This is a genomic window from Coleofasciculus sp. E2-BRE-01, from assembly GCF_040221695.1.
GTDB lineage: Bacteria > Cyanobacteriota > Cyanobacteriia > Cyanobacteriales > Coleofasciculaceae > Coleofasciculus.
This window is the reverse complement of record NZ_JAVKEA010000108.1, coordinates 1-11016: the sequence shown is the minus strand read 5'-3', so window position 1 is coordinate 11016 and position 11016 is coordinate 1. Positions and strand designations below refer to the sequence as shown.

9 protein-coding genes and 1 pseudogene are annotated in these 11016 nt (G+C 44.3%); 1 reads left to right on the top strand and 9 read right to left on the bottom strand.

Translation table 11 applies throughout. The features are described from left to right. Window positions 1-207: 207 nt before the first annotated feature. The 9 genes and pseudogenes from RIG66_RS12965 to galE all read right to left on the bottom strand — a co-directional run bounded on the left by RIG66_RS12965 (window position 208) and on the right by galE (window position 10543). Entirely contained in the window at window positions 208-1287 is a 1080-nt protein-coding gene (locus RIG66_RS12965; protein ID WP_446378609.1) for a glycosyltransferase family 39 protein, read from the bottom strand. A 38-nt stretch (window positions 1288-1325) separates the two neighbouring features. Beyond that, window positions 1326-2093 carry a class I SAM-dependent methyltransferase gene (locus RIG66_RS12960; protein WP_446378607.1) on the bottom strand — a complete coding sequence of 256 codons (768 nt, stop codon included), beginning with the start codon at window positions 2091-2093 and terminating at the stop codon, window positions 1326-1328. Between the two features lie 191 nt (window positions 2094-2284). Then, window positions 2285-3547 (bottom strand): glycosyltransferase family 2 protein, encoded by a 1263-nt coding sequence (locus RIG66_RS12955; RefSeq protein ID WP_446378605.1) that lies wholly within the window; start codon window positions 3545-3547, stop codon window positions 2285-2287. Between the two features lie 175 nt (window positions 3548-3722). Then, window positions 3723-4022: pseudogene (locus RIG66_RS12950) on the bottom strand (glycosyltransferase family 2 protein); the annotation flags it as partial. 52 nt (window positions 4023-4074) lie between these two features. Beyond that, on the bottom strand, window positions 4075-5058 hold the full coding sequence (locus RIG66_RS12945) for a glycosyltransferase (RefSeq protein ID WP_446378603.1): 984 nt from the start codon (window positions 5056-5058) through the stop codon (window positions 4075-4077). An 89-nt stretch (window positions 5059-5147) separates the two neighbouring features. Continuing rightward, on the bottom strand, window positions 5148-6428 hold the full coding sequence (locus tag RIG66_RS12940; protein WP_446378601.1) for a glycosyltransferase family 2 protein: 1281 nt from the start codon (window positions 6426-6428) through the stop codon (window positions 5148-5150). A gap of 16 nt (window positions 6429-6444) precedes the next feature. After that, window positions 6445-8178 (bottom strand): ABC transporter ATP-binding protein, encoded by a 1734-nt coding sequence (locus tag RIG66_RS12935; protein WP_446378613.1) that lies wholly within the window; start codon window positions 8176-8178, stop codon window positions 6445-6447. A gap of 101 nt (window positions 8179-8279) precedes the next feature. Then, window positions 8280-9434, bottom strand: a complete 1155-nt coding sequence (locus RIG66_RS12930) for a glycosyltransferase family 2 protein (RefSeq protein ID WP_446378599.1) — start codon at window positions 9432-9434, stop codon at window positions 8280-8282. Beyond that, entirely contained in the window at window positions 9431-10543 is a 1113-nt protein-coding gene (galE, locus tag RIG66_RS12925) for a UDP-glucose 4-epimerase GalE (protein WP_446378597.1), read from the bottom strand. Before galE ends, RIG66_RS12930 begins: the two co-directional genes overlap by 4 nt. Before the next feature lie 341 nt (window positions 10544-10884). On the opposite strand from galE, the gene RIG66_RS12920 reads away from it, so the two are divergent. Further along, window positions 10885-11016: transposase family protein (locus RIG66_RS12920; RefSeq protein WP_446378611.1), on the top strand; the 132-nt coding region annotated here is incomplete at its 3' end.

Sequence of the window (11016 nt, the reverse complement as noted above, 5' to 3'; positions counted from 1 at the left end):
ATTTTTCTCGGTTTTTAGAGCAACTTGTAATTTTTCTTTTTGAGCGGGTTTCAAATAATTTTTGGCTGGCATATTTTTTTCGTTTTTCGGATTTCCTATTTTAATTATACCCTATTTAAATGCCGAACAGCTTATTACTTTCCAAATTTTCTGTTGAAAAAGATGAATCGAGGTAATCTTCGTACTAAGAAGATAACTTACAGCCAGTTAAATCGATAAATAACTCGGAATTAAATAACGATTGACTGTCGATCTGCGTCCGCCAAAGATTAAGTCGGGTAGTAATAGCAGCAGTAATGGAATTCCACCTAATGCCAATAAAAATAACCAGATTTTCCGATTTGATTTTTTCAATAAAAAGTAAACTGAATATCCAATTAAGATTAAAACAGGCGGAGCGACAATAATTAAAGGATTATCGATTTTTTGGAAATCAAAGAAAATCCGCGTCAAATCCCCTAGCCAATTTTTGACTAAAAATGACCCCGATACTTCTTTTGCTGTCCAGCTTACCCCATTGGTGTCGCGTAAATTAATCAACCACGGCCCAAAAGAAAGAATTGCTAATAGGGTACTTAACCCATAAGCCATCAGATTTCGACTGAGGCGAAATCCTTCAATGAGAAAGACATAGACACAGTATGCTAACACAACCAATAAGGAAAGTGAATGAGAGTACAGCGCCAGAGATAGGGTGACGCCATAAATTATCCAACTTTGCTTAGTCTGACATTTTATCGCTCTAAGTAGCGCTGCACTCGATAACAAAATGGTCACTGTCCATAAAGCGTATTGTCTTGCTTCTTGAGCATATAATACATGAAAAGGTGATAGGGCGATTAGAGCAACAGCTATCCAGGTTGTTAACGATGACTTGAATAACTCTCGGCACAACCAGTAGGCACTGGGAAAAATGAGCAAACTAATGACAGCAGATAAACTTCTTATCCCGGTTATTGAGTCACCGAATCCCTGAACCCATAATCGTGCCATGGCGTAATAAAGAGGGGGGTGTTTGGGATCTTGTTCGGCAAGGCGTTTGACTGTATCAATGACACCCCGTTCAGAATTAATCCGTTGGTACTTATGCAACTCTTCGATGCTAATTACCTCACCCGTAAAAACCCCCTGAATTAATTCATTAAGGGAGTAACCAGAAAGCCGTAAAGACGTGTAACTTTCATCATGCCAGTAAATTTTTTGATCGAGATTTGCGAAGCGAAAGAATATACTAAAAACTAATAAGCCACTGATGAAAAAGCGGAGTATGTTGGGCGTAAATTTCATAACAATAGATAGACACAATTGATGGCAATAATACTTAATTAAAGGTTAGAATTTTTTAATAGCAACTTTGCCCGGTTCTGCCAAATTGATGCAGTTTCTGTACCTTTGGCTTCCGGCTTGTGTTGGATGTAACTTAACCAAGTAATGGGACTGAGTAAGGCGCAAAGGAACTCACGCTTAAGAAGTGATAAATGGGAGAAGGCGATATCATGGCAAATCACAGTGACCGGATTAATAAAAGTAGCATAGCTCTGACAGTATAAACCAATCAGATTCTTCAGTTCATCTAACGTGTAGCCACGGCGTACATGTCCCCATTCAGCCATGACATCAGTATCACTAGGGCAGATAGGTTTCATAAATTCGTAGTAGGGAAACCGCCAATTTTCGTTGGGAGTGCTGACTAAGAGAAAACCGCTTGGTCGAAGTACTCGCAGTGCCTCTGATACAGCTTTTTCGTGCTGCGGAATATGTTCTAAAACATCGAACATGGTGATAGCATCAAATGAATCATCGTTGAAAGGTAGCGCTGTTGCGTCTCCACAAACAAAACTGACTTGTTCCTGTTGATTACAGGGTGCTTGGGAATATTCAGAATTGAGATCCAGGTTGGTGACTTTTGCTTGGGGATATAACAAAGCCGTGAGACCACTCTGACCACCACCCACTTCGAGAATTTTTCTAAAATTTTGATCGGGAGCAATGCGGTGAATAGCACGCATTTTTTCCCGGTAGAAAAAGCCTTGGGTTAGGGGACGGGAGAAAGGGTTTTTGGATAAAAAATGATTCAGTGGAGCTTTGTACATAAGTAGGTGGACACACTTAAAGTTAACGGTTGAGATTAGGGAACAGGGAACAGGGAACAGGGAACAGGGAACAGGGAACAGTAAGGGTTTGAGGGCAATTTACACAACTTAATTAGCGTACCGTTTTATGCCAGTCCGACTACTTAGCTGAAAGATAAAAACTTGTATCTTGTATAAGGTGGTGACGACTATTAAGAAATATTTGGCAACTTTTTACCCGATGCGCGGTTCTGTAAGTAAAACTTTATTCCGGCTAAACAGCCCCAAACTTCTGCTAAGTAGGTTCTGTGCCTGAGTCCAAATCCTCCAATACTACCTTTTAACAAGACCAGGGCGTAATAGACGGGTAAGATGACAAATAAGCGCAGCAAGTTTCCCCAGTGTTTGTATCTGGCGAATTGGATTAACAGAGCCACATTATGTCCTCGCATATACTGATACATCTGCTGTTTCAAGCTATCTAATTCTCGGCGATGGTAGTGAAAAACTACCGCCGTTGGTTCGTAACGACAAAGCCAACCTTCAGCGAGAACTCTGTACCAGAATTCCGAATCCTCACTACATCCAGATGCTCCCGCCCCCAAGCGTTCATCAAAGTCTCCTACCTGTTCAAAAATTTCGCGTCGAAAAGCCATGTTAGCACCCGCCCCGATTGTCCAAACTGGAACTCCTCGATGCTTTGTTGCCTGAAAGAATTCTTGATCAAACGTTTTGGCACGGTACTCCCCACTCAAGCAGCCGTGATTCATTTCAAAGGTTACTTGAGATTCTGTTTCTAGCTCAGCAGGTATGACTAATCCCGTGACAGCCATCACTTGCGGATTCTGAAAGCTTTGTTGTAGTTGGGCAATCCAGTTCGGATGAACCGTGACATCATCATCAGTAAAAGCGATAATCTTACCTGTACTGTGGCGAATACCTGTATTGCGAGCCACACTTAAACCCGGACGAGGTTCTGGTACGTAGCGAACACCAGGCATCTGGGAGACGAGTTGGCGCGTTACCTGTGTACTCGGTGCGTTGTCTACAACGATGATTTCCTGTGGGTGGTGTGATAAATTCTGGAGCGATCGCAGGCATTCAGCTAACTCTTGGGGACGATCGCGCGTACAGATTACCACAGAAACCAATTCATCCACAGGATTTGACCAGCACTCCCGGAGTTGCTGTAAGGGGTTTTTTACTCCTACTTGTGAGTGCCAATCTGGGGATCTATTCTTATCTTGGGGCAAAAGGCGATCGCCGACGGCTGGCGCAATGGTTTGCACGACGCTATTAAGTAGCTGTGTGGCAGGCATGGGCAACTGGGCGGCGGGAATCTCCTGATGACCTAGGGGAATGCCATGCCACCAAAACACCAGGTAGATTCCCTGACAGTCGGGAGTAGCGGGTAGTGAGGGGATGCCTTCACTTAGCTCAAGGTGGAGAATTTTCCAATGCAAAAAGGGGGTCATAACCTGGCTCTCTCAATTAACTCATCTCGAAAGTAGGAGACTGGCAAACGGGGCAATTTGGGCTAACTCTCCTTTAACTGGGGTTCTCTTGTGCTGTTTTCAGACTCTAAGAACATTTCGGCAACTGCTGTTTGCCCGATTAAGGATTTCGCAGCTCCAATGACAAGATAAACTATCGCTGCAAGCAGGTTTCAAAATTGCGAATATGACCAACATTTTCTGGCTGTCTGTAAAATATTACTCGACCCTGACTGAGTTCTCTAATCACCGCGTCTGGATCATCCTAGGTAGAATGGTCATCAATCACCTCAATTTGCATCACCTCTGATCCTGGGTCTTGAGCCAACACATTTGCCAAGGTTTCCCGCAGATATTGAGCGCAATTATAAGTAGGAATCATCACCGACCACAAAGGGCGCTGTTCTCCTTTTGGTATTGGTGAAATTGTGGCTCGATAATAATATTGCTCACTCATAGCGGATTAGAATTAAGTTGTTCTGCATTTTATCTCCTTTTCAGACACCATCCTACTGAACGGTTAATTTGGCACAGCCCAACAATTCCCGGCGTTCTTTAACGTTCATCTGGAGCATACTCCAAATCCCTACCCACCAACCTCGGATAAAACTAGAACTTATGCCAACTTCTATAGCTGCTCTACGTCCCATTACCACCCTTAAAGCTTGAATGAGAATATCAAGTGAAGACCCAAAGGCATCCCAAACCGACACAAACAGCCAAGCTAGATATGAACCAGACCAGACCATTGAATCACCGTATAGCTTACAAGTGCCAAGACTGTAGTTGATTTTCATCAGGTATGTTTCGGAGGTGCGCCAAGAGGGAATAATGTGCCTCAATTTGCATTCTGGGTTGTACCAAAGGTCATATTTAGCGGCGAGCCGTAAAGCAAGTTCTACATCGCCGCCAGATATTAACTTTTTTCCCACTCGGTCAGCTAAAAACTGCTTATCTATCCAACCGATATCGATCAGTGCCGAGCGATTAATAATTAACCCAGCACCCACTAAACAAGACATTTGTTTGGCAAGTGTTCCATGCTCTTGTTGGGCGAATGAGTAAGCATAGTTTAACACAAAGGCGGGAGGGGGGGTTTCCCAATCTAAAATGACTCTGCCACCGAATCCTCCACACTCAGGATGTACCAAAGCAAACTTAGCAGCTTGAGCGATCCAATCTTCCTCCAATAGACAGTCATCATCAACGAACGCCAACCAATCGGCTGTGGTATTTTTGACACCGCACAGACGTGCAGGGGTCAAACCTTGCTGGGGTTCCAAGACCATTGATAAGTTAGGTAACTTGCCGGACTGAATATGTCTTTCTACCACAGCTACGGTATCATCCGTGCAATTATTATTGACAACTAAAACGTTCCATTCAACCTCAGATGGAACTTGCTGCTCGGAGATTGCTATTAGTGTGCGGTCTAGGAGGGCAGCATTGTTATAGGTACAAATGATTAAATCGATGGATAGATGATTATTCATATTGGGCATTCTTGGGTCGGTTCAATCAAATTTTGCCAACGGTATCTACACTTTATCGTCCTGTTTCTTGCCTAGTATGTTCTAATTTGTCACGGTAATGCTATCCCATCATCTTGATAGCATCCGAATTGTTGAAATGGCGGCGTGATATCTGACGGGAATTGCTGTTTAATCTGCTCAATACGTTTCTGTGAACGAGGATACTCTCCCAAAAGCCCGACAATACCCCCCCAAAGTTCCGCCAGGATCATCCCCGGTGGTAAAGGATGAAAACCCAGCAAACTTTCTGCAAACTGGCGCAATTGGTAGTGAAACCACCATCCGACCAACAGGCGAAATCTTAAACGCATGGGGATGTCTTTCTGGTAAGATTTAACCACAAATGCCATAAATCCTAACCCCCACGTCCAATACTGATGGCGGAGTTTTGCCCGTTCCCGACGGTGTTGGTGAAACACCAGGTATTGAGGTTCATATACCAACGGATATCCGGCTCGAACCACACGGTAAAAGATATCCAAATCCCCGCCACCCGGAAGCGGTGCGCCTGTATCTAACGCCTCATCAAAGCCACCCAGTTTGAGTAAAAGCTCCCGGCGAAACGCCATATTGCATCCCGCGCCAAAAATTCCGGCTCCGCAGGGATAGAGGGGATTACCGGGTAAAATTTGACCATGGCGGATTTTCTCAAAACCGCGCCGAAATCCGCCCCTTTTTTCAAACAGAATTTGTGCTTCGGTGACTAACTCATAGGGCAGAACTAAACCCGTAAATCCACCTGCATCGGGATTGTCTGCCCAAGCTTCTACCAGTCCATTGAACCATTGACGGTCTACGGTGACATCATCATCTAGGTATGCCAGAAGTTCACCTGTCGCCTCTTGCAAAGCACAATTGCGAGCAAAATCTAGGCCCCCTTTCGGTTCCCTTGTATAGCCCACGCTCGGTAATGTGTCAATTAAATTTTTGGTGCGATCGTCAGACGGTGCATTATCCACCACTAAAATTTCAAAACGAGGCGAACCGTTTGATAGTTGTAGCTTGAGTAAAGACTCCAAACATCTTGCCACATTGTCAGGACGGTCTTTGGTACAAATCGCCACCGTTAGCGAAGGAAATGGCTCTGGATTCGCTGGAGGAACCAATTCCTCTCGGATACTTTCCTGAAGCAGCTTTGTACCAATTTCCCGACTCAGGAGTGGTGCTAAATCGTCGGGAGTCAGGACGCTGTTTGGCGGGAGTTTCTGCATCACCAAACCGATGGGTCTGTCTTTACGGCGCAGCACCAAAGCGATACCCGTTTCGTCCTCCTTTATCTGGAGGGTGGGTAGGGGTTGAGTGACTTCCAAATCAATGATGGAGTAGGACATAAGTCTTTGGTGAAGGTCAAGCTGGAGACTGGTTATATTGCAGTCGGTGAAGTTTGGCAAAGAGTCCGTTGAGTTGGAGAAGATGCTGGAGATTACCCGACTCAACCACCTGTCCCTTCTCCATCACAATAATCTGGTCTGCTTTTTCGATAGTGGACAGGCGATGGGCGATGACAATGACGGTACGGTTATGGCTAAAGGTATTCAGCGCTTCTTGAATTAAATGTTCTGAAATCGTGTCTAGGGCGTTGGTGGCTTCATCCAGAATCAGAATGTCTGGATTGCGGATAATCGCACGAGCAAGGGCGATGCGCTGTCGCTGACCCCCGGAGAGCCGAATTCCGCGATCGCCGACTTTGGTATCGTAGCCTTGGGGGAGTTGCATGATAAACTCATGGGCATTCGCTTGTTTGGCGGCGGCAATGATATCGGTTTCTGTTGCGTCTAAGCGACCATAAGCAATGTTCTCCCTGATGGTATTACTAAAAATATAAATGTCTTGACTGACGATTGCCAGATGACGACGCCAAGATGGTAAATCCAATGCTTTTAAGGGATGATTGTCTACATAGATTTCGCCTTCACTCACCTCATAAAAACGGCAAATCAAGTTAACTAGGGTAGACTTACCCGCACCGGAAGGACCCACAAACGCCGTGGTTTTGCCACGGGGAATGGAGATGGAGATAGTTTGTAAGGCGGGTTTATCCTGGGGATTGTAGCGAAAGCTAACGGATTCTAAGGAAATAGCCTGCTGCAATCCTGAAAACGTCAGATTGCCAGAGCGGATGTAGGGCTTGTCCGAGGGTTCCAGAAAGTACATCACATCATCCACCGAACTGGCTAACATCAGCAACTTGACGCGATTGCCACCGAGCAGTTGCATCTGCGGTTGGAGTCGATAGAGAATGAATAGAAAAGTTAGCAGTGTAGGTAATGCCGTTCGGTCTTGCAGCAGCGCAACCATCATAACGATCAGCACAAGCAATGTCGAAAGCAAGTCATAGAGGGGATTTACAGACGCCGACAACGTATCGAGCTTCATAAAGATACTACGGACTTGTTCAGACGCCTGATCAAACTGCTTTTGCTCGTAAGGTTCTTGTCCAAATGCTCGAATGGTTCTCATTCCAGCTAACCCTTCATACATTCGTCTTCCCAAGGCAGCATTTACGTGGACTGCCTTTTGTCCCAGAACTTTGGACTGGCGCGTCAAAAACTGGATAATTAGAGAAATCAACAGCATGATCCCACCCACTAACAGGGTCAACTTCCAGGAAATCAGTAGGAGTAAGGCGACATAAACAACGGTGGTGCAGGAACTTACAATCAGGTTAACCAATATCCCAAGTGCTTCACTGGTGCGCCATGTTTCAGTTGCCAAGGTATTGAGTAATTTGCCGGAATCTTTCGTTTCTAAAAAGCTGTAGCTGACGCTTAAGAGCTGATCGAAAATACGAGAGCGCAACCGATGACTGATACGTGAATTCAACCATGCCAATAGAACCAAGTTGCTGTAAATTAAACAGTTTTTCAGCACAATTGTGCCAAAAATAAACAGAGGAATGATGACTAGGCGCTGATTGTCAGGAACAATACTGAGGACCTGGTTGAGCAAGCTGATTAAAGCATTGTCACTGACGGTTAGGTTGGAGTTTTGAGACAAGCTTTGTAGAAACGGAATAAATAGGCTAATCCCCAATCCTTCGGAAAGGGACGACAGAATTCCTAGGGTAACAATTGCCGGAATTGCCCAGGGGTAAATTTTTAGCAGTCGGAGTAGCCTTTTAATGAGTTTTTCCTCTTCAATCGTTGATCTTCAGTAGTCACTTGTCACCAAAAAATACCTTTTTAATTCAATGCTGACTTTTTAAGTGTTTTATCCTTCAGTTTAAGTTTCGGAGCTTTGGCAAGCTTAGGAATGAGATAGTGAAATATCTTACTAATTACCTCCTTAAATTTAATTTCCATTTTTTTGTTCTTTATCTCTTCTAATGTAATTGTTTTTTTATTATTGAGCGACTGGTTTTTATCACCATCAGAGCGGGGTATGTAAAGCTGAAAAAACAACCCTAACATACTTTTTAAAACTAATAAATAAACGCTAGGACGTATCCAAGGAGTGATTGAATCGAATTTGATCGCTTGATATAGCCAGAATAGAGTCGTTTTATGGTCTTTTGAAGAATTGCTTTGGTGAGCAAAGTAGATATATAAGCTACTACTAGAAAACCCATAAATAGCCGTCATTATTTCGGGATGCTTTTGTCGCACAGATTGCATAACCAAAGTGTGGGACTTCGCCATTTTGGTGTAATCACGGGACATACTGTTGGTCATCTTGCGATAACCAACCAGAAATTCTGGGACAACTCGAAATTGGTAAACGTCAGCAATCCTCAGGTAAAGATCCCAATCTTCACATCCCTGAGCATCCTGTTCTTTAAATTGGCAGTTATACCCCCCAATTTGCTCAAAAGAATCTCGACGAATCATGGAGGAGCTAGCATTGCCAATAAAATTGTGACCGACTAGAGTGACGTAAACCTCTCCTTCAATCTTGGCAGCTCGAAAGATACCCGTAGGTAAGTCATCTTGATCAATATCCACAGACCAAGAATAAACTAACCCAACCGAGGGCTCGGATTCGAGAAAACATTGGACTTGCTTTTCAATATTTTCGGGATACCAAATATCATCCGCATCAATGGGAGCAATGAATTCTCCCTGAGATTTTTCAATGCCTAAATTCCGGGCGGCGGCGACTCCAGCATTTTTCTGTTGCCACAAGACTACCCGTTTATCTTGTTGGGCAATCGATTTAATAATCTCAGGGGTTCGATCCTGGGAACCATCATCGACGACTAAAACCTCCAGGTTCTGATACGTCTGAGATAGAACAGAGTGTAGCGTTTTCTCAATAAAGGTTTCGGCGTTATAGGCTGGAATAATCACCGAAACCAAGGGTAAAGTAGAGGCGGCGCGATCGCTGTTCATGGTGATCATGACTTTTTGGGTTGCTGCTGAAACTGTATACCAGATGCCCCAGATGTGCCAAGGTAAGGCTGAACCATTTGTTTCTCTCGCCAACCGTGGCGGTGTTGATGCCAATGCCAAGCATGGGTGATCATATCCTTGAGTTCTGGGTATAGGGGTTGCCAACCTAAAACCTGCTTAGCTTTTTCCCCACTGCTGACCAAAATTGGGGGATCTCCGGAACGGCGATCGCACTCAATCACGGGGATCGGTTGTTGGGTGACTCTCCTGGCGGTTTCAATCACTTGTTTAACGGAGAAACCTTTGCCACTCCCCAGGTTAAAAATTTCACTTTCATCGGTTTGCAAGAGTCGAGTTAATCCCAGCAAGTGCGCCTGAGCGATATCAACAACATGCACATAGTCTCGAATACAAGTGCCATCTGGGGTGGGATAATCGCTGCCAAACACAGAAATAGAGTCTCGCCAACCGAGGGCGCTATACAACACGGAGGGAATCAGGTGGGGTTCTGGAGTATGATCTTCTCCCAAGCGTCCCGCCGGATCTGCTCCAGCGGCATTGAAGAAGCGGAAACAGATATACTTTAACCCATAAGCCGCGTCAAAATCAGCCAGCATTTTCTCGACCATCAATTTACTCCTACCATAGGGATTGATGGGATTTTGCGGTTTTTCTTCCGTAATCGGTAATGACTCTGGGATGCCATAAGTGGCACAAGTTGATGAAAAGACTAGCTTTTTCACCGAAGCCGCCACCATCGCCTCCAGCAGCGTCAGGGTTCCCGCCACATTGTTACGGTAATACTTGGCTGGGTTGGCAAAGGATTCTCCCACATAGGCAAAGGCGGCAAAGTGGATAACGGCGGTGATAGAGTGAGTGGCAAATACCCGATCCAGTAAGGCGCGATCGCTGATACTCCCCTCAATTAGGGGAACCTGCAAGACATGTTCCACGAAGTCTCGATGTCCGCAGGTTAGATTATCTAGAATAACAACTTGATAACCCGCCTGCTTTAAGGCTTGCACGGTATGAGACCCAATATATCCAGCTCCCCCTGTAACCAGGAAGGTTGGTGTCTGTTGAGAAACAGTAGCCCACGTTTTATTTTGTTGATTCACTGGGTTCTGGACTTGGACTAGAAATCTTATCGCTTTATACCATACATTAGGTGCTGATTAATGTATTAGGAACTACTTCATCAAATCTTCACACTAATCCCCAAAATATGGGTCTTCCGGACTTAGTGTGCTAAACTATTAACGTAGTGTCCCTAAAATCCAGGCTAGGAATTGTGAAAAGAGAAATAACAAAACTCCTTAACTTACCAGGAGTCATGGTTGAAAAAATCCAAGAGACAGAAGGAACATTGATTTTATCGGATAAAGTACAAAATAAAACAGCTAAATGACCCCGCTGTGTTCATAATAGCCATCGCCTTCATAAAAACTAAAGTCATTTGGTGAGGGATTTACATATATGTAACCGAGAAGTAATGCTTTACTTAAATCGTCGAAGATTTAAGTGTGATTATTGTAAAAAACCTTTTAGTGAAAGTTTAAATTTTGTCGGATACAAAAAGAAATTCACTCAT